Raw genomic sequence first — 25,547 nt, 5'->3', positions numbered from 1 at the left:
CCCTCACGACTAAGGAGTGGGCGTCGTGACCGCGGAGACTTCTCAGACGCTCGACCGAGGACTGCGCGTCCTCAAGCTTCTCGCCGACACCGACCACGGCCTGACCGTCACCGAGCTGTCCAACAAGCTCGGCGTGAACCGCACGGTCGTCTACCGGCTTCTCGCCACCCTCGAACAACACGCGCTCGTACGACGGGACTTGGGCGGCCGCGCCCGCGTCGGCCTCGGTGTCCTGCGGCTCGGCCGCCAGGTGCACCCGCTGGTGCGCGAGGCCGCGCTGCCCGCGCTGCGGGCGCTCGCCGAGGACATCGGGGCGACGGCCCACCTGACCCTCGTCGACGGCACCGAGGCCCTCGCCGTCGCCGTGGTCGAGCCGACCTGGACCGACTACCACGTGGCGTACCGGACGGGCTTCCGCCACCCCCTCGACCGGGGCGCCGCGGGCAAGGCGATACTCGCCGCCCGGCAGGGCCAGATCACCGACCCCGGGTACGCGCTCACACACGGTGAGCTGGAGGCGGGCGCGAGCGGCGCCGCCGCGCCCCTGGTCGGGGTGACCGGGCTTGAGGGCAGCGTCGGGGTCGTCATGCTGGCGGACTCGGTGCCGGAGCGGGTGGGGCCCCGGGTGGTGGACGCGGCCCGCGAAGTCGCCGAGGCGCTGCGCTGAGGAGATCAAGCCCGTCCGGCGTTTGAGGACGAGCCAGGCCGAAGGCCGCGAGCCACGGCGCCCGTGGCCACCGGTTACATTGAACCGGTGCTGTCTCGCCTCGCTCAGCTGAGCCGCCCCAAGGCCCTCGCCGTCGCCGCGACCCCCGTCGTCGCGCTGCTCGCGGTCACCGCGTTCGCCCCGCTGCCGTTCGCCGTCGCGCAGCCCGGCGGCACCGCCGACGTGCTCGGCGCGTACGAGGGCCATCAGGTCCTCACGATCACCGGGGCGCCCACCCGCAAGACCAAGGGTGAGCTGCGGATGACGACGATCGTGGCGACGGGGCCGCAGATGACCGTGCGGCTCGGCGACGTGGTCGACGGCTGGTTCCGCACCGACCGGGCCGTGATGCCGAAGGACTCGGTCTACCCCGAGGGCGACAACGAGAAGGAAGTCGAGGAGCACAACCTCGGCGACATGAAGGAGTCGCAGAGCGCCGCGACGAAGGCCGCCCTGCGCTATCTGAAGGCGAACGGCGTCGACGGCACCGAGAAGGTGCGGGTCACCGCGGACCTGGGGAAGATCGGCGGTCCGAGCGCCGGGCTCTTCCTCGCCCTCGGCATCGTCGACAAGCTGGACGGGAACGGCAGCGGCGGCGATCTCACCGGCGGCCGTGTGATCGCCGGGACCGGCACCATCAAGGCGAGCGGCAAGGTCGGCGCGGTCGGCGGGGTCGCCCTGAAGACGCGGGCGGCAGCCCGTGACGGCGCCACCGTCTTCCTGGTCCCGAAGGCCGAGTGCTCGGACGCCGAGGCGGAGAAGCCGAAGGGGCTTCAGCTGGTCCCGGTCACCACGCTGTCCGGTACGGTCGACGCGCTGCGGGCCCTGGGGAAGGGCGAGCGGGTCCCGAGCTGCTGACCAGGCGCAGGCCCAACTCGACGAGGGTCCAGCCCACTTGGGCGCGGAGCCGGGGCCGCGCCGGTCCCCGCGCGGGCGCCGCGCGCCGCAGGTCGGCGGAGCGGGCGTGGTGCACGAGCAGATGGACGTCGGGGTGCATGACGGAGCCTTCCTCTCACTTCTCGGGCGTGGGCGTGCCGTCCGTGGGCCCGCCGTTCGTGTGCTTCGTGGGGAACGCGTGCAGATGGATGCGCACCTGGGCCGCGTCCGGCGTGCCGTCCTCGGGGGCCAGGTCCCGGTAGCTCTCGATCAGGTCGTGGAGCTTGTGGCCGAGCTCCGCGTTCTGGGCGGGGGTGAGCCGCAGCGTGAAGTCGCTCATGTCCGAGCTCTCGATCCACTCCTTGGACCAGTCGCCCTCCGTGCCCAGCCAGGTGGACAGCTCCTGCGCGTGGTACGTCGCCCACTCGTGCAGATAGGCGTTGAGCGCGCCGCGCACCTCCGGCGTTGAGTCGGTGCGCAGCTCGTCGTCGAGGAACGTGCCCTGGTGGGCCGCCCGCCACCAGCGCTCCCTGCCCTTGCCGCGCTCCGGGTCGTCCTCCGCGAAGCCGTGCTCCGCGAGCTGGCGCAGGTGATAACTCGTCGCGCCGCTCGACTCGCCCAGGCGGGCGGCGAGTTGGGACGCGGTGGCCGGTCCGTCGAGCCGCAGCGAGGCGAGCAGCCTTATCCGCAGCGGATGGGCGAGGCCGCGCAGCGAACGGGCGTCAAGGTGGTGGATCTTGCGCGGCGCGGGCCGCTCCGGCTCATCCGTCATGTTCCTCAGCGTACGCATGCAAAGACTCCGTTGCAACGCCTTCTTTGCAACGGAGTCTTTGCGCGCCGCTCCGGCTGGCCGGAAAGCACCGTGCCGCGCCCCGGCCCGCGCGGCTACTCCTTCACGAAGCCCTCCTCCACCATCCAGTCCTTCGCCACCTCGTGCGGGTCCTGCCCGTCCACGTCGACCTTCGCGTTCAGGTCCCGCGCCACCGTGTTCGTGAGCTTCTTGGTGATCGGGGCGAGGACCTCCGCGATCTCCGGGTGCTCCTTCAGGGTCTTGCTGTTGATCTCGGGGGCGGCGTTGTAGTTGGGGAAGAAGTGCCGGTCGTCCTGCATGGTGGTGAGGTCCATCGCCTTGATGCGGCCGTCCGTCGTGAAGACCTCGCCGTAGGTGCAGGAGCCCTTCCGCGCCTGGGTGTAGATGATCCCGGTGTCCATCTGCGTGATGTTCCCGGCGGGCAGCTTCATGCCGTACGCCTTCTGCATGCCCGGCAGGCCGTCCGCGCGGTTGGCGAACTCGCCCTCCACGCACAGCGTGACCGCCTTGGAGTCCCGCCGCGCCAGGGCGGCCACGTCGGAGAGCGTCTTCGTGCCGTACTTCTCGAAGTTGGAGCGGTTCATCGCGAGGGCGTAGGTGTTGTTGAGTGCGGCGGGCGGCAGCCAGCTCACGCCGTTCTTCGCGTCCGCCTCGCGCACCGCCTCCCACTGCTGCTGCGGGTCGGTGATGGGCTTGGAGTTGCCGAGGTAGGTGATCCACGCGGTGCCCGTGTACTCGTACATCGCGTCCGCGTCGCCGCCCTTGACCGCCTCGCGCGCGCCGATCGAGCCCTGGATGCCGGTGCGGTCCAGGACGTCGGCCCCGGCCGCCTGGAAGGCGATGCCCATGATCGCGCCGAGGATCAGCTGCTCGGTGAACTCCTTCGAGGTCACGGTCAGGTCCGCGCCCTTCAGCGGCAGGCCCTGGCCGACGATGCCGGGCTTGACGTCGTCCACCATCGGCGAGCCGCTCGTCAGACCGCATCCGGCCGAGCCCACGAGCAGGACGGCCACCGCCCCGAGCACTCTCGTACGCAGCGCGGGCTTCATGACCGCACCTCCAACCCGCGCGGGCTGAGCATCAGTTCGGCCAGCGAGGCCAGCCAGTCCACGAGCAGGGCGAGGACCACCGTGAGGATCGAGCCGAGCATCAGGACCGGCATGCGCTGGTTGGTGATGCCCGTGGTGATCAGGACGCCGAGGCCGCCTCCGCCGCCGAAGGTCGCGAGCGTCGCCGTGCCCACGTTCAGGACGAGCGCGGTGCGCACCCCCGCGAGGATCAGCGGCACGGCCAGCGGCAGCTCGACCTTGGTGAGGACGCCGAGCGCGGACATGCCGATGCCCCGCGCGGCCTCCAGCAGGGTGGGGTCGTTCGCCTTCAGGCCCGCGATCGTGTTGGAGAGGACCGGCAGGACGGCGTAGATGATGATGCCCGTCAGGGCCGCCTTCTCGCCGATGCCCAGCCAGATCACCAGCAGGGCGAGCAGGCCGATCGCGGGCGTCGCCTGCCCCATGTTGGCCAGGGCCATCGCCACCGGCGCGCCCTTGCGGAACCGGCGCCGCGTCAGGAGGACCCCCAGCGGGATCGCGATGATCAGCACGAAGAACGTGGAGATCGCCGTCAGCTCGATGTGCTGCCGCAGGGCCTTGCCCACCTGGCCGTTGGAAAGGGCGTTCTTGGAGATCTCGTCCAGGTCGGCCTGCTCGAACCACAGCCACGTCGCGAGGAGCACCGCCGCGAGCAGCGCGGGCAGGAACGTCAGCTTCTGCCAGGTCACCCGGCGCGGCGCCCGCGCCACCGGCGGCGCGGGCGCCTCCTGCTCGCCCTCGCCCTCGTCGCGGAAGGCCAGGCCCTTGACCTCGTGCTCGCCGCGCGGGCGTGCCGCCGGCCTGGCCGCGTGCTTGCGTTCGGGGACGCGCGGCTCGCTCCCGGGTGCCGGACTCAACGCCCCGCCTCCCCGGCCCCGGCGGCGCCCTCCTGCTCCTGATGGGTCAACTGGGCCCGCTGCTCCTCCAGTTCGTGCTGGTGCTCAAGGGCGTCCAGGCGGTCGGCCTCCAGCATCTCGTGCACGGAGTTCATCAGCGTCTCCATGTCGACCACGCCCGTGTACTCGCCGCGCCGCCCGGTCACCGCGACCCGGCCCGCGTTGTCCGTGAGCACCGCCTCCAGGGCGTCGCGGAGCGTGGCGTCGCGGGTCACCGTGTCGTGCACCAGGGTGCCCGCGCGGGCCAGGGAGCCCTTGGCGCGCATCAGGTCGCCGCGCCGGAGCCACTTGTAGGGGCGCCCGCGCTTGTCGAGCAGGAGCAGTTCGTTCGTACCGCTCGCACGCAGCTTGTTGAAGATCTCCTGGAGCGGGTCGTCGACCGTCACCGTCGGCACGTCGGCCATCTCCACATCGCGTACGCGCGTCAGGTTGAGGCGCTTCAGGGCCGCGCCCGCGCCGACGAAGCCGGAGACGAAGTCGTCGGCCGGGTTGGTGAGGATGGCCTCGGGGGTGTCGAACTGCGCGATGTGCGAGCGCTCGCGCAGGACCGCGATGCGGTCGCCCAGCTTGATCGCCTCGTCGAAGTCGTGCGTGACGAAGACGATCGTCTTGTGGAGCTCGTGCTGGAGGCGGATCAGCTCGTCCTGGAGGTGGTCGCGGGTGATCGGGTCGACCGCCCCGAACGGCTCGTCCATCAGGAGCACGGGCGGATCGGCCGCGAGCGCCCGCGCCACGCCGACGCGTTGCTGCTGGCCGCCGGAGAGCTGGCGCGGATAGCGGCCGTGGAACTCGCCTGGTTCGAGCCCGACGAGGTCCAGCATCTCCTCCACGCGGTCCTTGATCCGCTGCTTGCCCCAGCCGGCCATCTTCGGTACGAGCGCGATGTTCTGAGCGACCGTCATGTGCGGGAACAGGCCCGAGGACTGGATCGCGTAGCCGACCTTGCGGCGCAGCTTCACCGGGTCGATGTCCGTGACGTCCTCGCCGTTGATGCGGATGCGGCCGCTCGTCGGCTCGATCAGACGGTTGATCATCTTCAGCGTGGTGGACTTCCCGCAGCCCGAAGGGCCGACGAAGATGACGATCTCGCCCGCCTTGATCTCCATGTTCACGCTGTCCACGGCAGGGTCGGCGCTGCCGGGGTAGCGCTTGGTGAGGTTCTCGAGCTCGATCGTCGCGCCGGTGGTGGCGGCCGGGGGCGAGGTGGCGGTGGACCCCGCCTGGTCGGCGGTGGCGCCCGCCGCCGCGGGGTCCGCCGACGGCGTGGGCCTCTCGGGTGTCTCAGACACGGATCCCCCTAGGAATCGTCAGCCGGCCGATCAGGACGTACGCGGCGTCGAAGAGCAGCGCGAGGACGATGATCCCGAGCGTGCCCGCGAGCACCTGGTTGAGCGCGTTCTTGCTGCCGAGCGAGGCGATGCCGCGGAAGATCTCGTTGCCGAGACCGGGCCCGGAGGCGTACGCGGCGATCGCGGCGATGCCCATCAGCATCTGCGTGGACACCCGGATGCCGGTCAGGATCGGCGGCCACGCCAGCGGCAGCTCGATCCGCAGGAGCCGGTGCAGGCGGGACATCCCGATGCCCTTCGCGGCGTCCACGAGCGTGGGGTCGACCCCGCGCAGGCCGACGATCGAGTTCCGCACGATCGGAAGCAGGCCGTAGAGCGTCAGGGCCGTCACCGTGGGCGCCACGCCGAGGCCCACCACCGGGATCAGCAGACCGATCATGGCGAGCGAGGGAATGGTGAGGATGGTCGAGGTCACGGTGGTCGCCAGGTTGCCCGCCCACTCGCTGCGGTAGGTCACGACGCCGATGAGGACCCCGATCACCGTCGCCACCACCATGCACTGGAAGACCGCGCTGGCGTGTTGGTACGCGTCCTGCAGCAACTGCTGGTGGCGGTTGCCGAGGTAGTCCCAGAAGTTCAAGTGCCGCTCACCTCACGAGGCGCGCTCGGACGGCGCCGGGAGTCTCCCGGCGCCCGCGTGCGTCGTACTGGTACGCGTGTGCGTACGTCGTGCGTTCCGTTACTGCTTACCCAGGCGGGCCCTGCCGTCAGCCGCCGGACGCCTGTTCCACCAGCGGGATGATCCGCAGCGGGACGGGGTTCTCCATGACGATCGCCGTGGAGGCCCGGACGATGCCATCAAAGCCCACCACCCGGTCGATCACACGTTGGAGGTCCGCGTTCGAGCGGGCCACCAGGCGGCACAGCATGTCGCCGTGGCCGGTGATCGTGTGCAGTTCGAGGACCTCGGCCACGGTCGCCAAGTGCGCCCGCACATCGGCGCCCTGGCCCTGTTTGATCTCCAGGGTCGCGAACGCCGTGACCGGATAGCCGAGCGCCGCCGGGTCGACCTGCGGGCCGAAGCCGCGGATGACTCCGTTCGACTGAAGCCGGTCCATCCGGGCCTGCACCGTGCCGCGCGCCACGCCGAGCCTGCGGGACGCCTCCAGCACGCCGATCCGCGGCTCGCGGGCGAGCAGCACGATGAGCCTGCCGTCCAGATGATCGATCGCCATGACGCCTCCGAAGTGGTCAGGATGCACAGAACGTCTGCTGCCATCCGCGATTCGCTCTGCATATTGCCCAGCGATTACGCGAACTATTGCGCACCTTGCGGATCGGCGGGAGTCTCGGAGTATGACTCAGACCACACACACCACCCCCGAAACCGCGCGCGAGGCCGACCCCTTCCCGGTGAAGGGAATGGACGCGGTCGTCTTCGCCGTGGGCAACGCCAAGCAGGCCGCGCACTACTACTCCACGGCGTTCGGCATGAAGCTGGTCGCCTACTCCGGACCGGAGAACGGCAGCCGCGAGACCGCCAGTTACGTGCTGGAGAGCGGTGCCGCCCGGTTCGTCGTCACCTCCGTGGTCAAGGCCTCCACCGACTGGGGCCGCTTCCTCGAGGGCCACATCGCCGAGCACGGCGACGGCGTCGTCGACCTCGCCATCGAGGTCCCGGACGCCCGCGCCGCGTACGCCTACGCCGTCGAGCACGGCGCCACCGGCATCGAGGAGCCCTACGAGACGAAGGACGAGCACGGCACCGTCGTCCGCGCCGCCATCGCCACGTACGGACAGACCCGCCACACCCTCGTCGAGCGCACCGGCTACGACGGCCCCTACCTGCCCGGCTTCGTCCCCGCGCGGCCGATCGTGGAGCCCCCCGCCAAGCGGTTCTTCCAGGCCATCGACCACTGCGTCGGCAACGTCGAGCTCGGCAAGATGAACGAGTGGTGTGCCTTCTACAACAAGGTCATGGGCTTCACGAACATGAAGGAGTTCGTGGGCGACGACATCGCCACCGAGTACAGCGCCCTGATGTCGAAGGTCGTCGCGGACGGCACCAAGAAGGTCAAGTTCCCGATCAACGAGCCGGCGATCGCGAAGAAGAAGTCGCAGATCGACGAGTACCTGGAGTTCTACGGCGGCCCCGGCGTCCAGCACATGGCGCTCGCCACCAACGACATCGTGGCCACCGTGCAGGCCATGCGGGCCGCGGGCGTCGAGTTCCTCGATGTGCCCGACAGCTACTACGACACCCTCGGCGAGTGGGCGGGCGAGACCCGCGTACCGGTCGAGATCCTGCGCGAGCAGAAGATCCTCGTCGACCGAGACGAGGACGGCTATCTGCTGCAGATCTTCACCAAGCCGGTCCAGGACCGGCCGACCGTGTTCTTCGAGATGATCGAGCGGCACGGCTCGATGGGCTTCGGCAAGGGCAACTTCAAGGCCCTCTTCGAAGCCATCGAGCGCGAGCAGGCCAAGCGCGGCAACCTCTGAGCGGCCGCCGGATCACCGCGCCGCCGGGGGGCGGCGCGGCGTCGGCGGCAGGGTCAGCGGCTTGGCGGGGCCGGGGGCGTACATCTGCTCCGGGCCCCCCTCCGGGGGATCGCCGAGCGCGCTGAGGGCGCGGCGGGCCGCCGCCGCGCCCAGCGGCGAGAAGTACGGGTTCACCCGCACCGCCTCCGACAGATGCCGCCGCGCGGCCCCGTACCGGCCGAGCTCCCGCTCGATCTCCCCGCGGTGGTACGCGAACACCGCACTCCGCGGCCCCTTCTTCATCGCCCGCTCGGCGAACCCGACGCCCGCCTCCGAGTCCCCGGACCGGTGCAGCGCCCACCCCAGCGCGTCCGCGTTCTCCGGGCTCGGATGCCGCTTGTACTCGGCCCGAAGGCGCCGCACAGCGGCCCGCGCGTCCCCGTGGTCCGCCTCGAAGAGGCCAAGGACCCGCTCGTCGTTCACGCCCCCGCCCGCGGCCGCCGCGCGCACCCGCGTCCGCAGCACCTCGTACTGCGCCCGCGCGGCGGGCTCAAGCCGCAAGGACGCGTACAGCTCGCCCAGCTCCAGCGCGTACAGCGGCGCGGCCCGCCGGGCCAGGGCGCTCTGGTACGCGCGCAGCGCGTCCGAGGTGCGGCCGAGCGCCGCCAGCGAGCGGCCCCTCGCGGCGTGCGAGGCGGCGTGCGTGGGGTCCGCCGCGAGCGCCGCGTCGGCGTAGCGCAGCGCCTCGGCGGGCTCCCCCCGCTCCCAGGCGAGCTCCCCGACCCGGTGCAGGGCCACGGCACGCTCCGCGGGCGAGGCGGCGAGGGCCGCCGCGTCGGTGAGGGCGGCCGCCGCGTCCTCGCGCCAGCCCCGGTCGCGGTAGACCGCACCGGCCCCCGCCATCACGGCGGCGCCGGAGCGCAGCTCCCGCAGGGTCTCAAGCGCGCGGCCCACGCCCTTGGCGTCCCCGAGCCCCCGGTAGGCGTCGATGAGCACCGGGTACGTCGCCCACCGCTTCGGCGCGAGCCGCGCCGCCCGCTCGCCCCACGTCCGCGCGGCCCGGTAGTCGTGCCGCGCGTTGCCGAGCGCGGCGAGCCCCGCGAGGGCCTCCACGTTTCCCTCGGGCCGCGCCTTCAGCGAGGTCCGCAGCGCGTGCTCGGCCTTCGGATAGGACGCGAAGTCACCGGTCCTGACCCCGCGTTCGACGTACGCCGAGCCGAGCACGGCCCACGACGCCACGTCCCCGGGGTGCGCCCGCAGCTGCCGCTCGCGCTCGCCGATGAGCGCGGCCAGGTCCGGCAGCGCCGCCGCGGCCCCCGTGCCCGCCGCCGCGAGCGCCCGCCCCGCGGGCCCCGGAGCGGGCGGCGGGGCCTCCTGGCCCGGCCGGGACACGAGGACGAGCGCGCCGCCGAGCACGGCACAGCCCGCGATGGCTGCGACGACCGCCCGCCGCACGCCACGGGAGCGGCGCGGCCGCGCCGCGGCCCCGCCCTCGTACAGGAACCCGGCGGGGACCTCGCGCGGCAGCTGGTTCTCGGTCTCCATGGCGCTCACTGTGCGTCAATACGAAGATCGCGTCGCGGCACGCGAAGGGCGTCGCACACGGGTTCACACCGATGGCCCCGGGTGCGAGGCTGTGATCATGAGCAGCGTCCTCATCGAAGCCCTCCGCGCGGGCCTCCCCGCCGACGCGGTCCTCACCGACCCGGACGTCACGTCCTCGTACGCGCACGACATGGCGAGCTTCTGCGCCGCGGGCACCCCGGCCGTCGTCGTCCTGCCGCGCACCGTCGAGCACGTCCAGCACGTCATGCGCACGGCCACCGAGCTGCGCGTCCCGGTGGTGCCGCAGGGCGCGCGCACCGGCCTGTCGGGCGGGGCCAACGCCAGCGAAGGATGCGTCGTGCTCTCGCTGGTGAAGATGGACCGCATCCTGGAGATCAGCCCCGTCGACCGGATCGCCGTCGTGGAACCCGGCGTCGTCAACGCCACCCTGTCCCGCGCCGTCGCCGAGCACGGCCTCGCCTACCCGCCCGACCCCTCCAGCTGGGAGACCTGCACCATCGGCGGGAACATCGGCACCGCGTCGGGCGGCCTGTGCTGCGTGAAGTACGGGGTGACGGCCGAGTACGTCCTCGGACTCGACGTCGTCCTCGCCGACGGCCGCCTCCTGCGCACCGGCCGCCGCACCGCCAAGGGCGTCGCCGGATACGACCTCACGCGCCTGTTCGTCGGCTCCGAGGGCAGCCTCGGCATCGTCGTCCGCGCGGTCCTCGCGCTCAAGCCGCAGCCGCCCCAGCAGCTTGTCCTGGCGGCCGAGTTCGCCTCGGCGGCCGCGGCCTGCGAAGCCGTCTGCGCGATCATGGCGGGCGGGCACGTGCCCTCGCTCCTGGAGCTGATGGACCGCACGACGATCCGGGCCGTCAACTCCCTGGCCCACATGGGCCTGCCGGAGACCACACAAGCCTTGCTCCTCGCCGCCTTCGACACCCCGGACCCGGCCGCCGACCTCGCCGCCGTCGGCGCCCTGTGCGAGGCCGCGGGCGCCACCCAGGTCGTCCCCGCCGAGGACGCGGCTGAGTCCGAACTCCTCCTCCAGGCGCGCCGCCTCTCCCTCACCGCCCTCGAAGCGGTCAAGGGCGCCACGATGATCGACGACGTGTGCGTGCCGCGCTCCCGCCTCGGCGACATGCTCGAAGGCGTCGAGGCCATCGCCGAGAAGTACGCCCTGACCATCGGCGTGTGCGCCCACGCGGGCGACGGCAACACCCACCCCACCGTCTGCTTCGACGCCGCCGACCCCGACGAGTCGCGGCGCGCCCGCGAGTCCTTCGACGAGATCATGGCCCTCGGCCTCGACCTCGGCGGCACCATCACGGGCGAGCACGGCGTCGGCGTCCTGAAGAAGGAGTGGCTGGCGCGCGAACTCGGCCCCGTGGGCGTGGAGATGCAGCGCGCCGTCAAGGCCGCCTTCGATCCGCACCACCTCCTCAACCCCGGCAAGCTCTTCTGACCCCCCGTGTCGCCAGAGCTCACTCACCGTCCTTCGACTCGTCGCTCGGCCACGGGTCGCGCAGCCACAGCTCGTCCGCGCGGCCGGGGGTCGGGGCGAGCAGCTCGGCGAGGCCGTCGTCGATGCCGAGCCGCTCGGCCTCAGAGCCCGGAGGGACCACCCGCAGGGTGCGCTCCAGCCAGGCGGACACGGCGGGCGCCGGCGCCTCCAGGAGCGCGTCCCCGTCCGGGGAGCTCAGCGCCATCAGGACCACGGACCGGCCCTCGACCTTCGTCGGCCACACCCGCACGTCCCCGTGGCCGCACGGCCTGAACACCCCCTCCACGAGCAGCTCCCTGGCGAACGTCCAGTTCACCGGGTTCGCGGAGCCGATGTGGAAGGCGATGTGGATCGCGTACGGATCGTCGGTGCGGTAGGTAAGCCGTGCCGGGACGGGAATCGCGCGTTCCGGCGAGAGGACCAGTTTGAGCTCCAGCTCGCGTTCGACCACGGTGTGCATAGCGCTCGCGCTTCCTTTCTCTTGTCTCGTGTGTCACGTCGTTCGACCGGACCCGGAGCGGGCCCGTAGAGAGCGAGACCGCGAGGTGGGCCGAGCATTACGCGACTCGGCGAAACTTTTTCCGAGAACTTTCGAACCGCCGCGCGCGAGGGCGGGGGATCGTACGCGGCTTCGTACGAGGCCGGGGAGGAACCGTGCACGGAAGGGGGCGGTGCGGCGGGAGCCGCCCGACGGGCCGCGCCGGTCTGATAGATGTGGAGCCCCAACGGCCCCCGAGCAGATACGGGACGACGGACATGAGCGCCCCAACCCCGGCACCCGGCGACGACAGGCCCCGCGAGGGCTACTACCCCGACCCGTCCATCCCCGGCTACGTCCGGTACTGGAACGGCGCGGCCTGGGTACCCGGTACGAGCCGCCCGGCGCCGTCCGACGGAGAGCCGCTGCCCGCGCCGCCCCGGGCCGCCGCCGCGCCCGTCGTGGAGGAGACGGGACCCGTCTTCTTCGACGAGGAACCGGAGGGCGTGGCCCAGTCCGAGCAGGCCGAACCGGACGACACCGCCGCCGCCGGCACCGACGCGGCCGCCGCCCAGCACGGGGGCAGGCCGGAGCCCGCGTCGGCCTGGCAGGCGGACGCCGGGTGGCAGAGCGGGCTCGGCGGCGAGCAGGACCAGCGGGTGTCGTGGGGCGCGCCCGGACGGGACCCGCGCCTTCCCGCCGAGGGCGCGGAGCCCGGGCCGCGCGTGCCCGCGCAGGCGCAGCCGGAGGCCGCCGTGGCCGAGCACGCCGTCAAGTCCGGCGCGGGGCGGCCTCCCACCGGTGAGGGAACGGTCACCTTCCGGCGGCCCACCGGACCGGTGAAATCCGCGGGCGCGGGGACGCCGGACGCGGACCGGCCCGCCGAAGGCACGATGTCGATCAGGGCGCTGCGCCCACAGCGCGGCGGCGGGACCGGGCCCGCGTCCCCTACGCCTCCCCCTTCCCGCACGCCCACCGCGCCCCAGCCGTCCGCACCACCGTCCGAGCCCTCCGTTCCGCCGCAGGGCGGGGTGCCCGGGGGTGAGGGGGTGGTGACCGCCGGGTCCGGTGGGGGCGCCTCCTCCTGGGCGCAGCAGGTGCACCAGCTCGCGCAGGCCTCCGGCCCGGCCGCCGCCCCGCAGGGGCAGGGGGCGCCGCGGGGCGAGGGGCCCGTCGTGCCGTGGAAGCCGGTGGCCGCGGACCCGTTCGCGGCCGTCGCGCAGGCCCAGGCCGCGGCGCGGCCCGCCGGACTCGGCAAGCGGCTCGCCGCCCGGCTCATCGACACCGTCGTCCTCGCCGCCGTCACCGCCGGGGCCGCGCTGCCGCTGGGCACGCGGGCCGCCGACCACGTCGACAGCAAGATCGACGCGGCGAAGCAGTCCGGCGAGAAGGCCACCGTGTGGCTGCTCGACGGGACCACGGCGGGCTATCTGGGCATGGTGCTCGGGGTGCTGCTGCTCTTCGGGATCCTGTACGAGGCGCTGCCGACGGCCAAGTGGGGGCGGACGCTCGGCAAGAAGCTGTGCGGGATCGAGGTCCGGGACATCGCGGAGCACGGGGCGCCGTCCTTCGGCGCTGCGCTGCGCCGGTGGCTGGTGTACGCCGTGCCCGGGGTGCTTGGGGTGGGGGTGGTCGGGGTGCTGTGGTGCGTGTTCGACCGGCCTTGGCGGCAGTGCTGGCACGACAAATCAGCCAAAACCTTCGTATCCGGCTGAGGGCCCCCTTCGGGGCCCCGCGAACCTGGGCCCGCCGTCCCCGGGCCCACCGCCCCCGGGCCCACCGTCCCGGACCTCCGTGAACCCGGGCCCACTCCCCATGCCCCGGACCCGCCGCCCCCTTCACACCCCGCGACCTCAGCGCCCCCTCGATCGGCCTCCGGCCTGGTCCTCAATCGCCGGACGGGCTCATTTGCCCCGCCCACCCGCCCCTTCCTCGGCCTCCGGCCTGGTCCTCAATCGCCGGACGGGCTCATTTGCCCCGCCCACCCGCCCCTTCCTTGGCCTGCGGCCTGGTCCTCAATCGCCGGACGGGCTTGACTTCCGCGACGGGCCGTCGCGGGGAATCTGAGCCCGTCCGGCGATTGAGGACGAGCCGCGGAGCGGCGATGGGGAGGGCGGGTGGGTGGGGGAGGGAGCCTGTCCGGCGATTGAGGACCAGGCCGGAGGCCGAGGGAAGGGGCGGGTGGGCGGGGGAAAGAGGTTGGCCGGTGAGGAGCGCGCCCGCGGGGAAGGCGTAACCCGGACAGACGCCCGTCGCATGCGCGGACTTCCACTTCGAGGTGCACTCACCCCATGAGCACCGAACCACCGCAATACCCCACAGGACCGGACCCCGAGGACAACGACCCCTTCCGGAAGCAGCCACCCCCCGCAGGGGGAAGCGGCTCCCCGTACGACTCCCCACCACCCCCCACCGGCGGCCCCGGCGGCCCCGGCGGCCCCCCGCCACCCCCCTACGGCGGCGACCCGTACGGCGGCGGCGCCCAGGACCCCCTCGCCGGCATGCCCCCCTTGGCCGACAGCGGCAAGCGCGTCCTCGCCCGCATCATCGACATGCTCATCGTCGGTGTGGTCGTCACGCTGCTGTCATGGCTGTTCGGTACGAATGAGTACGACCTCGACCCGGACAAGGTGGAGTACGGCAAGTCGTTCGGCCAGTCCCTGCTCGCCGCCGTGCTGTACGTCGCGTACGACAGTTACTTCATCTCGAAGTCCGGCCAGACGCTGGGGAAGAAGTGGCTCGGCATGAGGGTGGCGAACCTCAACGACGGTGCCACGCCGACCCTCCAGGCGGCGCTCGCCCGCGCCGCGGTCCTGTGGGTGCCGTTCGCGTTCTGCTGCGCGTGCATCTGGACGGCGATCTGCGGCGGCTGGAGCTTCTTCGACAAGCCCTATAAGCAAGGCCTCCACGACAAGGCGGCGAAGACGGTCGTGGTCAGCTCGAGGTGAGAAGCGCGCGGTGATACGCGCGGGGCTCAGCGCACAGGGAGTGTGAGAAAGAGAGAGCCGGTGCCGCGGTGGTGCCGGAGGCTCGGTGGCCGGCGGGTTCGTGGGCGTACGTCTTCAGGGAACGTACGACACGGAACCCGCCGGTTTTCGCGCGTTTCAGGGACCCGCGGGCTCCCGCACGGGGGCGTGGGCCGCGGGGTCGCGCACCGGCACGGGCGCGATGACCGTGCGGGAGGTGGGGAGCAGCTGCTCGGAAGGGGCGGGCGCGGTGACGCCCGGGAGGGGAGTGGCGCGTTCCGACGCCGGCTTGGGCAGCGGAACCGTCAGGGCGACCAGCAGGCCGAGGCCGAGGGCCGCGAGGGCTATGACCGCGATTCCTGGTGGTGAACTCGTCTGCGACAGGAGCAGCATGGCGAGCGTGGAACAGATGACGGTCGCCGAACCGTACGCGAGCTGTGCGACGGTCGGACGGGGCATGGGGCGAGACATGGCGTGATCCGTCCTCGGGACAGCGGTTGCGGGGGTGATCCAGACGATGTGAGCGTCGTGGGAAACGTATGGGAACGTATACGAATCGAAGGATGCTCCCGGGCGTCGACTTGGATGCCTCGCCGAGTACCCGTGCGCACCGTCGAATTAGACGCTGTTTGGACTCTATTCGCCTCCATGCCCGACAGGGACGTGCGGTAAGCGTGACCTAACCCACGGTGCCGGTGCACGGGGGGCGCATAGATTCATGCATTCCATCAACTGGACGGTGGCACGCGCCGGTTGACGATGCAATATGCCGATCGGTCGTGCCGTGGCCCTGCGTGGCCGGGTCGCGACCCTGAGGGGCGGGCGCCGCGGCGGCGGGCCGCGACGGGCCCGGATCGCGCGCGAGTTCGGATATCGGAGGGCCGCGTCTGCATAGAGCATTTGGCCTGTTCAAGTCAAGGTCTGTCTTTTCTCCGCACCCTCCGGTCGAATGACGTCACTTATGACGCGTTTATCGCGCGCGGACCTCCTTGACCGGGAACCCCTCCGGTCCGTGTGCGGGACGCGGGGGAGGACAGCTACAAGTGAGAGTCAACAGAAGGACGTTCAGAGTCGGGGCGGCGGCCGTCGCGGTGGCCGCTGCCACCGCGACGTTCTCCGCGTACGGGGTGGCCGTCGCGGACGACGGCGGCAAGACGTCCGCGAGCGGCGGCGCCCAGGGTGCCCAGAGCGTCGACCGCCGTGACCCGGCGGACGCCAAGACGCACGTCGACCACGACCTGGACGGGCCGTTCAGCAAGCAGCAGGCCCAGCAGCGCAAGGCGGCCCTCGAACAGGTCGTCTCCGGCGAGGCCGAGGTCAAGAAGCGCGGCGGGTCCAACGTCGTCAAGCTGGACGACAAGAAGTACGTGGAGCTCGGCCGGGAGCAGACCGACAAGATCTTCACGATCCTGGTGGAGTTCGGGAACAAGGTGGACGACACCACCCTGTACGACCCGGACGGCCCCGACGGACCGCAGCCGCCCGTCAAGAAGTACGGCGGCGAGCCCGGCCCGCTGCACAACAAGATAGCCAAGCCGGACCGTGCGAAGGACAACAGCACGGCCTGGCAGTCCGACTACAACCGCAAGCACTTCAAGGACCTGTACTTCGGCGAGGGCAAGGACGCCAAGGGCAAGGCCAAGCACTCCCTGAAGACCTACTACGAGAAGACCTCCTCGGGCCGCTACTCGGTCGAGGGCACGGTCTCCGACTGGGTCAAGGTCGACTACAACGAGGCCCGTTACGGCTCGAACTACTGCGGCGACACCAACTGCGCCAACGTCTGGGACGCGGTGCGCGACGGCGTGACGGCCTGGGAGAAGGACCAGAAGGCCAAGGGCCGCACGGACGCCCAGATCAAGGCGGACCTCGCGAAGTACGACAAGTGGGACCGCTACGACTTCGACAACGACGGCAACTTCAACGAGCCCGACGGCTACATCGACCACTTCCAGATCGTCCACGCCGGTGAGGACGAGTCGGCGGGCGGCGGCGCCGAGGGCACCAACGCCCTGTGGGCGCACCGCTGGTACGCGTACGGCGACGACGCGGGCAAGACGGGCCCGGGCAACAACAAGGCGGGCGGCACCCAGGTCGGCAAGTCCGGCATCTGGGTCGGCGACTACACGATGCAGCCGGAGAACGGCGGCCTCGGCGTCTTCGCCCACGAGTACGGCCACGACCTCGGTCTGCCGGACCTGTACGACACCACGGGCCCGGGCGCGGCCGGTGAGAACTCCGTCGGCTTCTGGTCGCTGATGTCGGCGGGCTCCTGGCTCGGCACAGCCAAGGACGCGATCGGCGACCTGCCCGGTGACATGACCTCCTGGGACAAGTTCCAGCTCGGCTGGCTCAACTACGCCAAGGCGAAGGCCGCGACGAAGTCCACGCACAAGCTGGGCGTGTCCGAGTACAACACCCGCAACAAGCAGGCCCTGCTGGTCAGCCTGCCCAAGAAGGCGGTCACGACGAACGTCGTGAAGCCGACCGAGGGCGCGAACCAGTGGTGGAGCGGCCAGGACGACAACCTCCGCAACACCCTGACCCGTTCGGTCGACCTCACCGGCAAGTCCAAGGCCGAGCTCTCGCTCGACGGCTGGTGGGAGATCGAGCGCAACTACGACTACCTGTACGCCGAGGTGTCCACGGACGGCGGCGCCAGCTACACGCCCGTCGACGGCACCGCCGATGGCAAGCAGATCACCCGTGACGGCGGCGACAAGCCCGCGCTCACCGGCTCCTCGACGAAGTACCAGAAGCTCGTCTACCCCCTCGACGCCTACGCGGGCAAGAAGATCGACGTCCGCTTCCGCTACGCCACCGACGGCGGCACCTCGCTCAAGGGCTTCGCGGGCGACCAGATCACGCTCACGGCGGACGGCGCCACGCTGTTCACCGACGGCGCCGAGAACGGCGACAACGGCTGGAAGGTGAAGGGCTTCTCGCGCATCGGCGAGTCCTTCACCAAGAAGTACGACCAGTACTACTTCGCCGAGAACCGCCAGTACGTGTCGTACGACAAGACCCTCAAGGCGGGCCCGTACAACTTCGGCTTCGCCACGACGCGTCCCGACTGGGTGGAGCACTACCCGTACCAGACCGGCCTGCTGATCTGGCAGTGGGACACCTCCCAGAAGGACAACAACGTCAGCAAGCACCACGGCCAGGGTCTGATCCTGCCGGTGGACGCGCACGCGAAGCCGCTGAAGTGGAAGGACGGCACGCTCCTGCGGAACAAGATCCAGCCGTACGACGCGCCGTTCTCGAAGTACCGCACCGACGCGTTCACGCTCCACAACGCGGACGTGGCCCTGAAGCTGAAGTCCCGTAAGGGCGTCACGGTCTTCGACGACCGCAAGGGCACCTACTGGTACCCGGAGAACCCCACGGGCAGCGTCAAGGTCACTGACACCAACACCAAGATCAAGATCTTGAAGCAGCCCAAGGACGGCTCCTCGATCACGGTCCAGGTGGACCGCTCCGACCGATAAATATTCGTCTTCGCAGGTCAGGGACCTGCTGAGCGCCGATCGGCCGTCGCCCCCTAGCGGGCGGCGGCCGATCGTGTTTGAGTGCGTGCTGTGGATTTCTTATTGACGCGACGTCTCACGGGGGTGTGACACAGCATGGCCGCAGGAGGCTTCTGCAAGCTGCCGGGTGGCAGTGTGGTGGTGGCGCTGACCCTGCCCAGCCCTTCGGCGGGCGGCACGCGGGTGCGGGTGCTCGTGCACGCGGGGAACCGGGCGCGGGCGTTGACGCGGCTGCGGAATCTGGGGCTGCGGGCGGTGTACCTGCGCGGTAACGCGGAGCCGCCGACGCCGGACGAGATCACGGCCGTCCTCCACCACCCCGACGGCCTCATATGGCGCACGGCCCCCGCCCAGGGCGCCCAGGAACTGTGGCACCCGATCAGGGCCCTGCTGCGCCGGGGCGCGGCGGCGTAGCCCTCGTGGGACGCCCCAGACCCGCCCCTTCCCGATCCTGGGGCTCCGCCCCAGACCCCGCTCCTCAAACGCCGGAGGGGCTGAAAGACAGCCGCAACCGGCAGATATCCAGCCCGTCCGGCGTTTGAGGACGAGGCGCGGAGCGCCGATGCTTTTCGGGGGTGACAGGGGGCGGAGCCCCATGGTTCGGGAAGGGGCGGGTCTGGGGCGTCCCACGCGGGTCACACCACCGGCTTGCCCGTCAGTTCCACGCCCGCCCCCGCGAGCTCCCGCAGGGCCCGTTCCGTGGTGGCCTCGGCGACCCCCGCCGTCAGGTCGAGCAGGACGTGCGTACGGAAGCCCTCCCGCGCCGCGTCAAGCGCGGTGGCCCGCACGCAGTGATCCGTGGCGATCCCGACCACGTCCACCTCCCGCACCTGCCGCTCCCGCAGCCACCGCGCCAGCGGCGTCCCGTTCTCGTCGACGCCCTCGAAGCCGGAGTACGCGGCCGAGTGCTCCCCCTTGGAGAAGACCGCGTCGACCGCCCCGGACGCCACGGCGGGCGCGAAGTTCGGGTGGAAGCCGACGCCCTCGGTCCCGGCCACGCAGTGCGGCGGCCAGGAGTCGACGTAGTCGGGCCGGTCGGAGAAGTGGGCGCCGGGGTCGAGGTGGTGGTCACGGGTGGCCACGACGTGGCGGTAGCAGGGGGAGGCCTGCCCGATGAGGTCGGTGATGGCGGCGGCCACGTCCGCGCCGCCCGCCACCGCGAGGCTGCCCCCTTCGCAGAAGTCGTTCTGTACGTCGACGACGATCAGGGCGCGGCGCATGGCGGGTGTCCTTCGCTAGCTGGATGAGTCGAGCGTAGAGACTTCGGGTGCGTTCCGGGAGGGGGTGGCGGGCGTGCGCGCGGGCCGCCGGGAGAGCGCTTTCCCGCCCGGCGGACGCGGGCTCAGACGAACTCGGTGGGGATGACGGCCTCGCCCCGGGACAGCTGTGTCGCCGACAGCGGCAGGCGGGCCAGCGCGGCGGCGTGCCGGTCGCGGACGGCGTCCAGGGATTCGCGGGCGAGCACCTCGCCGCCCTTGATGAGCGGGATGTGGAGCTGGTGCCCGGCCAGGGCGGCCGGGACCGCCCCGGTGCCCACGACCTCGGCCTCGGCGACGCCCTCGGCGTCGACGCGGCGCGCGGCCCACTTGCGGCCGCCGACGGAGCTCTTGGCGCCCAGGGACTTCTTCGCGACCGGTTCGAGCGGGGCGCCGGGGTCGGCCGAGCGGGCGCGGGCGACCAGCTTGTAGACCATGGAGCAGGTGGGGTGCCCGGATCCGGTGACCAACTGGGTGCCCACGCCGTAGGCGTCCACGGGCGCGGCCGCGAGCGAGGCGATGGCGTACTCGTCCAGGTCGGAGGTGACCACGATCTTGGTATGGGTGGCGCCGAGCTCGTCCAGCTCCCTGCGCACCCGGTGCGCGACCAGGAGCAGGTCGCCGGAGTCGATGCGGACGGCCCCGAGCTCGGGCCCGGCGATCTCGACGGCGAGGCGGACGGCCTCGCCGACGTCATAGGTGTCGACGAGGAGGGTGGTGCCGCGGCCGAGCGAGTCCACCTGGGCGCGGAAGGCGTCCCGCTCGCTGTCGTGCACCAGGGTGAAGGCGTGGGCGGAGGTGCCGACCGTGGGGATGCCGTAGCGGAAGCCCGCGGCCAGGTCGGAGGTGGTGGTGAAGCCGCCGACGTACGCGGCGCGGGAGGCCGCCACCGCCGCCAGCTCGTGGGTGCGGCGCGCGCCCATCTCGATCAGGGGCCGCCCGCCCGCCGCCGAGGCCATCCGGGAGGCGGCCGCGGCGATGGCCGAGTCGTGGTTGAGGATCGAGAGGACCACGGTCTCCAGGAGCACGCACTCCGCGAAGCTGCCCTCGACGCGCAGGACCGGCGAGCCGGGGAAGTACACCTCGCCCTCCGGATAGCCCCACACGTCACCGCTGAAGCGGTACGAGGCGAGCCACTCCAGGGTCGGCTCGTCGACGACGCCGCGCTCGCGCAGGAAGGCGAGGACGCCCGCGTCGAAGCGGAAGTTCTCCACGGCGTCCAGGACCCGGCCGGTCCCGGCGACCACGCCGTAGCGGCGGCCCTCGGGCAGCCTGCGCGTGAACACCTCGAAGACCGAGCGGCGGTGGGCCGCCCCCGACTTGAGCGTGCCCTGCAGCATCGTCAACTCGTAGTGATCCGTGAAGAGCGCGGTCGACGGCACGTCCACCGGCAGCCCCAGGTCATGCTCCCCGTAGTTCATGGGACGGATGCTACCTCCATCTCGTCACTCTGACGATTTCGGGGGCCGTTTGTGCGATGACCCTCCCCGGGTGGCAGCATGGGACAGGTGAGTAGCGCGGCTCCCGTAGAGATCACACGACCGGACGCGGACGAAGAGACCTTCGCCGTCCCCGAACCGGACGTTCCCTGGATCACGCTGGTGCACAACGACCCGGTCAATCTGATGAGCTATGTGACCTATGTCTTCCAGACGTACTTCGGGTACTCGAAGGACAAGGCCACCAAGCTGATGATGGACGTGCACCACAAGGGCCGGGCCGTCGTCTCCAGCGGTTCCCGCGAGGAGATGGAGCGCGACGTGCAGGCGATGCACGGATACGGGCTGTGGGCCACCCTTCAGCAGGACCGGAAGTAGCGACGCGACCGATGCCAGGACACTTCGAACCGATCCCGGGCGGCGGCGCCGCCGTCGCGCTCGACGAGGTCGAGATCTCCATCATCCGCTCCCTGGCCGTGCAGCTCCTGGAGCTGATCGGCCCGGGCGAGGAGCCCGCGGGCGCCGACGGGGACCTCTTCGCCGAGCTGTTCGCGGAGGGCCCGAGCGAGCCGCCCGCCGACCCGGTGCTCAAGCGGCTGCTCCCGGACGCGTACGGCGGCCCGGGCGAGGCGGACGCGTCCCCGGACAAGGCCGCCGAACTGCGGTCGTACTCCGCCGAGTTCCGCCGCTTCACCGAGAACGACCTGCGGGCCCGCAAGCGCGACGACGCCCTCGCGGTGATCCGGTCCCTGGACGCGCTGACCGTCGCGGGCGAGGGCGGCGCCGTCCTGAAGCTGTCCGCCGACGAATCGCGGCGCTGGCTCGGCGCGCTCAACGACCTGCGCCTGGCGATCGGCACCCGGCTCGACGTGGCCGACGAGGAGGACGCCGACCTCCTCTACCGGCTGCCCGACTCCGACCCGCGCAAGCCGATGGTGATGGCGTACCTGTGGCTGGGCGGGCTGCAGGAGACGCTCGTCGAGACCCTGATGCCGTGACGATGGCGCGACCGCTGTCGTGACCGCGCGGTGCGGGTGCTGTGGCCGTTCGGCGTGAAGCATTTCCGAGAGCCGGTGTGAAGGTTTTCTGTCGGAGGGCGTGACGGTTTTCCGTCGTCCATGTGACCTCCTCTTGAAGATCGCGGGCGTTCGCTCAACGGACGCTCAAATCCGGATAACGATCCCGTCACCGTGCTGTCCACGTATGCCGCGTAATGGGAAGTTTGTCCGCTTCTTCCTGTGTGGTGCGCCACAGCTGGCTCATTCGATCACTGTGACGGTCGTGATAAATGTTCACGACCACTCGGTGACGCCACCCATGTCGCCGAGGGCACGCCAGGGGCCGGCAGACCGTCGGCGGCACTCCATCACCATTCGGGGGATCACGACCTGGTCCGCGGCGAAACCGCAGTTCGCGGCGCGGATCAGCATGGAGAAAGGCGTCACCATGACCTCAGTGCAGGTCGAAGAACACCACGACGGCAATGAGGCCGCGGCGGCCGCGGCGGACACGTCCGGCGACAGCGAGGGCTATCAGCGCGGGCTCGGCGCCCGGCAGATCCAGATGATCGCGATCGGCGGTGCCATCGGCACCGGCCTGTTCCTCGGCGCGGGCAAGGCCATCCACAAGGCCGGCCCCAGCCTCATCCTCGCGTACGCCATCGCCGGCCTCGTGATCTTCTTCATCATGCGAGCTCTCGGTGAGCTCCTCATGTACCGGCCCGTCTCGGGTTCGTTCTCCGAGTACGCGCGTGAGTTCGTCGGCCCGTTCTTCGGGTTCGTGACCGGCTGGACGTACTGGCTCTTCTGGGTCGTCACCGGCATCACCGAAGTCACCGCCGCCGCCCAGTACATGCAGTACTGGACACACGACTCCATTCCCCAATGGGCCTACGCCCTGATCTTCACCGTCATCCTGTACGGCGCCAACCTGATCTCCGTGAAGCTCTTCGGCGAGCTGGAGTTCTGGTTCTCCATGGTCAAGGTCACGGCCATCATCGGCATGATCCTGATCTGCGCCGGCATCCTCACCATCGGCTTCTCCGACGCCGGTGACACCGCGTCCGTCTCGCACCTGTGGGACAACGGCGGCTTCTTCCCCAACGGCATCGGCAACACGCTGATGACGCTGCAGATCGTGATGTTCGCCTTCCTCGCCGTCGAGCTCGTCGGCGTCACCGCGGGTGAGTCCAAGGACCCGAAGAAGACCCTGCCCAAGGCGATCAACACCGTGCCGTGGCGCATCGCCGTCTTCTACGTCGGCGCCCTGATCATGATCCTCTCGGTCGTGCCGTGGACGTCCTTCCAGCCGGGCGTCTCCCCGTTCGTCGCCGCCTTCGAGAAGATGGGCCTCGGCGTCGGCGCCGCGATCGTGAACTTCGTGGTCCTGACCGCCGCGCTCTCCTCCTGCAACTCGGGCATGTACTCCACCGGCCGCATGCTGCGCGACCTCGCGCTCAACGGCCAGGGCCCGAAGTTCTTCACCAAGCTAACCAAGAACGGCCTGCCGCTTGTCGGCACCACCGCCTCCGCCGCGCTGATGCTCGTCGGCGTGTGGATCAACTACCAGTGGCCGGGCGAGGCGTTCAACTACGTCGTCTCCTTCGCCACCATCTCCGGCATGTGGGCCTGGATCATGATCCTGGTCTCCCAGATCAACTACCGCCGCAAGGCCGACCGCGGCATCGTCCCGCAGTCCACCTTCCGCGCGCCCGGCGCCCCGTACACCAGCTGGTTCGCGCTCGCCTTCATCGGCATGGTCATCGTGATGATGGGCATCGACAAGGACGCGCGGATCTCCCTGTACTGCGCCCCGATCTGGGCCGCCATCCTGTGCGTGTCCTACCTGGTCCTGAAGAGCCGCAACCCGGAGGCCACCGCCTTCAAGAAGCGCGTGCACGGAGCCGCCGCGGCGCCGGTCACCAAGGACTGACCTCCGGGCGTTTCGCTGGACCTGCGGGCCGTCCCTGGCTGGTCGCGCAGTTCCCCGCGCCCCTTCGGGGCGCTGCCGTACCGCAGCGACACCGCTTTCACGATGCGGGCCGCCGCGTACCACATGCTGGTACGCGGCGGCCCTTTCGCACGCCCGTGCTGCTTATCCTGGCCCACATGCTGACCATCACCCAGGCCCTGTACGACCAGATCGTCGCGCACGCCCGTGCGGACCACCCCGACGAGGCGTGCGGCGTCATCGCGGGCCCGGCGGGCAGTGACCGCCCCGAGCGGTTCATCCCGATGCTGAACGCGGCCCGCTCGCCCACGTTCTACGAGTTCGACTCGGGCGACCTGCTGAAGCTGTACCGCGAGATGGACGACCGCGACGAGGAGCCCGTCGTCGTCTACCACTCGCACACGGCGACCGAGGCCCACCCCTCCCGCACCGACATCACGTACGCCAACGAGCCGAACGCCCACTACGTGCTCGTCTCCACCGCCGACACCGACGACGCCGGACCCTTCCAGTTCCGCTCGTTCCGGATCGTCGACGGGGAGGTCACCGAGGAGGACGTCCAGGTCGTGCAGGCATACTGAACCCGACCTTCGAGGCGGCAGGACCCAGGAAGCCGGTGTGAAACCGGCGCGGTCCCGCCACTGTGACCGGGCCCGGCCCGGGAGTCAGGAACTGACCTGCCGCCTCCTCCACTTCCACGCAGGGGACGCGGAAATCCCCTCAAGGAGGACCGCATCACCATGCGCACCCGCGTGCTGCTCCTCGCGGCGGCGACCCTGCTCCCGCTGACCGCCTGCTCGTCGTCCGACTCCGGATCCCCCGCCGCGGACGGCGCCGACCGGGCCGCCGGATTCCCGTACACCGTCACCAACTGCGGTGTGAAGACGACGTACAAGGCACCGCCCAAGCGGGCCGTCACCATGAACCAGCACGTGACGGAGATCCTCCTCGAACTGGGCCTGAAGGACCGCATCGCCGGCACCGCCTACCTCGACGACAAGGTGCTCCCGAAGTACGAGAAGGCCTACGGCTCCCGCCCGGTCCTCGCCAAGGAGTACCCCTCCTACGAGAAGCTCCTCGCCGCGAACCCCGACTTCGTCTACGGCGGCTACGCCAGCGCCTTCGCCGCCGGTGACGGCCGCTCCCGGGACGCCCTCGCCAAGTCCGGCATCAACAGCCGTCTGAACATCGAGAGCTGCGCCAAGAAGGCCGTCACGATGGACGACGTCTACCAGGAGGTGCGTGAGGCCGGAGCCACCTTCGGCGTCCGCGACCGCGCCGAGAAGTGGGTGCGCGACGCGAAGGCCGGACTCGCCGCCACGGCGAAGAAGTCCAAGGCGAAGGCCAAGGGGGCGAAGCCCCTGTCCGTCTTCGTCTACGACAGCGGCGACAAGACCGCCTTCACGGCCGGAGGCCGCGGCATAGGCAACGAGGTCATCGAGCGCGCGGGCGGCCGCAACGTCATGTCCGACCTCGACAAGTCCTTCGGCGACGCCTCCTGGGAGACCGTCGTGGACCGCGCCCCCGACGTCATCGTGATCTATGACTACGGCGCCACCACGGTCGCCCAGAAGAAGAAGCGCCTCCTGGACGACCCGGCCCTCAAGGACGTCCCCGCCATCAAGAACAAGCGCTTCGCGGTCCTGCCGCTGTCGGACGTGGTCCTCGGGGTCCGGGCACCAGGGGCGGTGAAGAAGCTCGCGGAGCAGCTGTGATGAGCCGCCCGGGGG

At 71.0% G+C, this 25,547-nt stretch carries 25 protein-coding genes and 1 riboswitch; of the genes, 13 read left to right on the top strand and 12 right to left on the bottom strand.

Going from position 1 to position 25,547, the window contains the following annotated elements:
• The first annotated feature begins 25 nt into the window (after nt 1–25).
• Nucleotides 26–667, top strand: coding sequence for an IclR family transcriptional regulator (locus AC07A4_RS10370; RefSeq protein ID WP_478595621.1), 642 nt, complete (start codon nt 26–28; stop codon nt 665–667).
• Nucleotides 668–754: 87 nt separating this feature from the next.
• The gene (locus AC07A4_RS10365; RefSeq protein WP_478595619.1) at nt 755–1,564 is read left to right on the top strand and encodes a S16 family serine protease; all 810 of its coding nucleotides are present in this window, start codon (nt 755–757) and stop codon (nt 1,562–1,564) included.
• A 154-nt stretch (nt 1,565–1,718) separates the two neighbouring features.
• Here AC07A4_RS10365 and AC07A4_RS10360 read toward each other — a convergent pair whose 3' ends face one another.
• From AC07A4_RS10360 to AC07A4_RS10335, 6 genes are all read right to left on the bottom strand, one after another.
• Nucleotides 1,719–2,354, bottom strand: a complete 636-nt coding sequence (locus tag AC07A4_RS10360; protein ID WP_478595617.1) for an ArsR/SmtB family transcription factor — start codon at nt 2,352–2,354, stop codon at nt 1,719–1,721.
• Nucleotides 2,355–2,467: 113 nt separating this feature from the next.
• Nucleotides 2,468–3,442 (bottom strand): glycine betaine ABC transporter substrate-binding protein, encoded by a 975-nt coding sequence (locus tag AC07A4_RS10355; RefSeq protein ID WP_478595615.1) that lies wholly within the window; start codon nt 3,440–3,442, stop codon nt 2,468–2,470.
• Nucleotides 3,439–4,338, bottom strand: a complete 900-nt coding sequence (locus tag AC07A4_RS10350; RefSeq protein WP_478595613.1) for an ABC transporter permease — start codon at nt 4,336–4,338, stop codon at nt 3,439–3,441. The genes AC07A4_RS10355 and AC07A4_RS10350 overlap by 4 nt, the downstream gene beginning before the upstream one ends.
• Nucleotides 4,335–5,549: a betaine/proline/choline family ABC transporter ATP-binding protein gene (locus AC07A4_RS10345; RefSeq protein WP_478595949.1), complete on the bottom strand. Its 1,215-nt coding sequence runs from the start codon at nt 5,547–5,549 to the stop codon at nt 4,335–4,337. The genes AC07A4_RS10350 and AC07A4_RS10345 overlap by 4 nt, the downstream gene beginning before the upstream one ends.
• 109 nt (nt 5,550–5,658) lie before the next feature.
• On the bottom strand, nt 5,659–6,306 hold the full coding sequence (locus tag AC07A4_RS10340) for an ABC transporter permease (RefSeq protein ID WP_478595611.1): 648 nt from the start codon (nt 6,304–6,306) through the stop codon (nt 5,659–5,661).
• Between the two features lie 127 nt (nt 6,307–6,433).
• Entirely contained in the window at nt 6,434–6,901 is a 468-nt protein-coding gene (locus AC07A4_RS10335; protein WP_478595609.1) for an Lrp/AsnC family transcriptional regulator, read from the bottom strand.
• Between the two features lie 121 nt (nt 6,902–7,022).
• On the opposite strand from AC07A4_RS10335, the gene hppD reads away from it, so the two are divergent.
• Complete coding sequence (gene hppD, locus AC07A4_RS10330; RefSeq protein ID WP_478595607.1) at nt 7,023–8,168, top strand: 4-hydroxyphenylpyruvate dioxygenase; 1,146 nt, start codon at nt 7,023–7,025, stop codon at nt 8,166–8,168.
• Nucleotides 8,169–8,180: 12 nt separating this feature from the next.
• Here the strand turns inward: hppD and AC07A4_RS10325 are convergent, their stop codons facing one another.
• Nucleotides 8,181–9,692, bottom strand: a complete 1,512-nt coding sequence (locus AC07A4_RS10325; protein ID WP_478595604.1) for a hypothetical protein — start codon at nt 9,690–9,692, stop codon at nt 8,181–8,183.
• A gap of 97 nt (nt 9,693–9,789) precedes the next feature.
• On the opposite strand from AC07A4_RS10325, the gene AC07A4_RS10320 reads away from it, so the two are divergent.
• On the top strand, nt 9,790–11,160 hold the full coding sequence (locus tag AC07A4_RS10320; RefSeq protein WP_478595602.1) for an FAD-binding oxidoreductase: 1,371 nt from the start codon (nt 9,790–9,792) through the stop codon (nt 11,158–11,160).
• A 19-nt stretch (nt 11,161–11,179) separates the two neighbouring features.
• Here the strand turns inward: AC07A4_RS10320 and AC07A4_RS10315 are convergent, their stop codons facing one another.
• A complete protein-coding gene (locus tag AC07A4_RS10315; RefSeq protein WP_478595599.1) occupies nt 11,180–11,659 on the bottom strand; it encodes an SsgA family sporulation/cell division regulator in 480 nt (159 codons plus the stop codon).
• A 296-nt stretch (nt 11,660–11,955) separates the two neighbouring features.
• Here AC07A4_RS10315 and AC07A4_RS10310 point away from each other — a divergent pair, with 296 nt between their 5' ends.
• Nucleotides 11,956–13,392, top strand: a complete 1,437-nt coding sequence (locus AC07A4_RS10310) for an RDD family protein (protein WP_478595597.1) — start codon at nt 11,956–11,958, stop codon at nt 13,390–13,392.
• A gap of 576 nt (nt 13,393–13,968) precedes the next feature.
• Nucleotides 13,969–14,625: an RDD family protein gene (locus tag AC07A4_RS10305; RefSeq protein ID WP_478595594.1), complete on the top strand. Its 657-nt coding sequence runs from the start codon at nt 13,969–13,971 to the stop codon at nt 14,623–14,625.
• Between the two features lie 156 nt (nt 14,626–14,781).
• Here the strand turns inward: AC07A4_RS10305 and AC07A4_RS10300 are convergent, their stop codons facing one another.
• Nucleotides 14,782–15,102, bottom strand: a complete 321-nt coding sequence (locus AC07A4_RS10300) for a hypothetical protein (RefSeq protein WP_478595592.1) — start codon at nt 15,100–15,102, stop codon at nt 14,782–14,784.
• Between the two features lie 584 nt (nt 15,103–15,686).
• Between AC07A4_RS10300 and AC07A4_RS10295 the strand changes: the two genes are divergently transcribed.
• Nucleotides 15,687–18,134: an immune inhibitor A domain-containing protein gene (locus AC07A4_RS10295; RefSeq protein WP_478595590.1), complete on the top strand. Its 2,448-nt coding sequence runs from the start codon at nt 15,687–15,689 to the stop codon at nt 18,132–18,134.
• Nucleotides 18,135–18,269: 135 nt separating this feature from the next.
• Nucleotides 18,270–18,587: a hypothetical protein gene (locus tag AC07A4_RS10290; protein WP_478595587.1), complete on the top strand. Its 318-nt coding sequence runs from the start codon at nt 18,270–18,272 to the stop codon at nt 18,585–18,587.
• A 221-nt stretch (nt 18,588–18,808) separates the two neighbouring features.
• On the opposite strand, the gene AC07A4_RS10285 is transcribed toward AC07A4_RS10290, so the two are convergent.
• The gene (locus tag AC07A4_RS10285) at nt 18,809–19,393 is read right to left on the bottom strand and encodes an isochorismatase family protein (protein ID WP_478595584.1); all 585 of its coding nucleotides are present in this window, start codon (nt 19,391–19,393) and stop codon (nt 18,809–18,811) included.
• A gap of 122 nt (nt 19,394–19,515) precedes the next feature.
• Nucleotides 19,516–20,850, bottom strand: a complete 1,335-nt coding sequence (locus AC07A4_RS10280) for a nicotinate phosphoribosyltransferase (protein WP_478595581.1) — start codon at nt 20,848–20,850, stop codon at nt 19,516–19,518.
• Nucleotides 20,851–20,928: 78 nt separating this feature from the next.
• Between AC07A4_RS10280 and clpS the strand changes: the two genes are divergently transcribed.
• Both clpS and AC07A4_RS10270 read left to right on the top strand, forming a co-directional pair.
• Nucleotides 20,929–21,246, top strand: coding sequence for an ATP-dependent Clp protease adapter ClpS (clpS, locus tag AC07A4_RS10275; protein WP_478595579.1), 318 nt, complete (start codon nt 20,929–20,931; stop codon nt 21,244–21,246).
• Nucleotides 21,247–21,257: 11 nt separating this feature from the next.
• The gene (locus AC07A4_RS10270) at nt 21,258–21,866 is read left to right on the top strand and encodes a DUF2017 domain-containing protein (RefSeq protein ID WP_478595576.1); all 609 of its coding nucleotides are present in this window, start codon (nt 21,258–21,260) and stop codon (nt 21,864–21,866) included.
• Between the two features lie 294 nt (nt 21,867–22,160).
• Here the strand turns inward: AC07A4_RS10270 and AC07A4_RS10265 are convergent, their stop codons facing one another.
• Nucleotides 22,161–22,316, bottom strand: coding sequence for a hypothetical protein (locus tag AC07A4_RS10265; protein WP_478595573.1), 156 nt, complete (start codon nt 22,314–22,316; stop codon nt 22,161–22,163).
• Here AC07A4_RS10265 and AC07A4_RS10260 point away from each other — a divergent pair.
• From AC07A4_RS10260 to AC07A4_RS10250, 3 genes are all read left to right on the top strand, one after another.
• Nucleotides 22,315–23,799: an amino acid permease gene (locus AC07A4_RS10260; RefSeq protein WP_478595570.1), complete on the top strand. Its 1,485-nt coding sequence runs from the start codon at nt 22,315–22,317 to the stop codon at nt 23,797–23,799. The genes AC07A4_RS10265 and AC07A4_RS10260 overlap by 2 nt on opposite strands.
• A 176-nt stretch (nt 23,800–23,975) precedes the next feature.
• Entirely contained in the window at nt 23,976–24,398 is a 423-nt protein-coding gene (locus tag AC07A4_RS10255; RefSeq protein ID WP_478595568.1) for a M67 family metallopeptidase, read from the top strand.
• A gap of 2 nt (nt 24,399–24,400) precedes the next feature.
• Nucleotides 24,401–24,512, top strand: a riboswitch (cobalamin riboswitch).
• A gap of 45 nt (nt 24,513–24,557) precedes the next feature.
• Nucleotides 24,558–25,532: an ABC transporter substrate-binding protein gene (locus tag AC07A4_RS10250; protein WP_478595565.1), complete on the top strand. Its 975-nt coding sequence runs from the start codon at nt 24,558–24,560 to the stop codon at nt 25,530–25,532.
• The last annotated feature ends 15 nt before the right edge of the window (nt 25,533–25,547 follow it).

Source organism: Streptomyces sp. NPDC043996 (assembly GCF_056435225.1).
Note: the sequence above shows the minus strand (reverse complement) of the source record. Positions and strands in the feature narration are given on the sequence as shown.

What these genes read in the sequence shown, in the direction of transcription:
- AC07A4_RS10360 (WP_478595617.1), bottom strand. Translation starts at nt 2,354, where the DNA reads ATGACGGATGAGCCGGAGCGGCCCGCGCCGCGCAAGATCCACCACCTT.
- AC07A4_RS10355 (WP_478595615.1), bottom strand. Translation starts at nt 3,442, where the DNA reads ATGAAGCCCGCGCTGCGTACGAGAGTGCTCGGGGCGGTGGCCGTCCTG.
- AC07A4_RS10335 (WP_478595609.1), bottom strand. Translation starts at nt 6,901, where the DNA reads ATGGCGATCGATCATCTGGACGGCAGGCTCATCGTGCTGCTCGCCCGC.
- hppD (WP_478595607.1), top strand. Translation starts at nt 7,023, where the DNA reads ATGACTCAGACCACACACACCACCCCCGAAACCGCGCGCGAGGCCGAC.
- AC07A4_RS10325 (WP_478595604.1), bottom strand. Translation starts at nt 9,692, where the DNA reads ATGGAGACCGAGAACCAGCTGCCGCGCGAGGTCCCCGCCGGGTTCCTG.
- AC07A4_RS10320 (WP_478595602.1), top strand. Translation starts at nt 9,790, where the DNA reads ATGAGCAGCGTCCTCATCGAAGCCCTCCGCGCGGGCCTCCCCGCCGAC.
- AC07A4_RS10315 (WP_478595599.1), bottom strand. Translation starts at nt 11,659, where the DNA reads ATGCACACCGTGGTCGAACGCGAGCTGGAGCTCAAACTGGTCCTCTCG.
- AC07A4_RS10310 (WP_478595597.1), top strand. Translation starts at nt 11,956, where the DNA reads ATGAGCGCCCCAACCCCGGCACCCGGCGACGACAGGCCCCGCGAGGGC.
- AC07A4_RS10305 (WP_478595594.1), top strand. Translation starts at nt 13,969, where the DNA reads ATGAGCACCGAACCACCGCAATACCCCACAGGACCGGACCCCGAGGAC.
- AC07A4_RS10300 (WP_478595592.1), bottom strand. Translation starts at nt 15,102, where the DNA reads ATGCCCCGTCCGACCGTCGCACAGCTCGCGTACGGTTCGGCGACCGTC.
- AC07A4_RS10290 (WP_478595587.1), top strand. Translation starts at nt 18,270, where the DNA reads ATGGCCGCAGGAGGCTTCTGCAAGCTGCCGGGTGGCAGTGTGGTGGTG.
- AC07A4_RS10285 (WP_478595584.1), bottom strand. Translation starts at nt 19,393, where the DNA reads ATGCGCCGCGCCCTGATCGTCGTCGACGTACAGAACGACTTCTGCGAA.
- AC07A4_RS10280 (WP_478595581.1), bottom strand. Translation starts at nt 20,850, where the DNA reads ATGAACTACGGGGAGCATGACCTGGGGCTGCCGGTGGACGTGCCGTCG.
- clpS (WP_478595579.1), top strand. Translation starts at nt 20,929, where the DNA reads ATGGGACAGGTGAGTAGCGCGGCTCCCGTAGAGATCACACGACCGGAC.
- AC07A4_RS10270 (WP_478595576.1), top strand. Translation starts at nt 21,258, where the DNA reads ATGCCAGGACACTTCGAACCGATCCCGGGCGGCGGCGCCGCCGTCGCG.
- AC07A4_RS10260 (WP_478595570.1), top strand. Translation starts at nt 22,315, where the DNA reads ATGACCTCAGTGCAGGTCGAAGAACACCACGACGGCAATGAGGCCGCG.
- AC07A4_RS10265 (WP_478595573.1), bottom strand. Translation starts at nt 22,316, where the DNA reads ATGGTGACGCCTTTCTCCATGCTGATCCGCGCCGCGAACTGCGGTTTC.
- AC07A4_RS10255 (WP_478595568.1), top strand. Translation starts at nt 23,976, where the DNA reads ATGCTGACCATCACCCAGGCCCTGTACGACCAGATCGTCGCGCACGCC.
- AC07A4_RS10250 (WP_478595565.1), top strand. Translation starts at nt 24,558, where the DNA reads ATGCGCACCCGCGTGCTGCTCCTCGCGGCGGCGACCCTGCTCCCGCTG.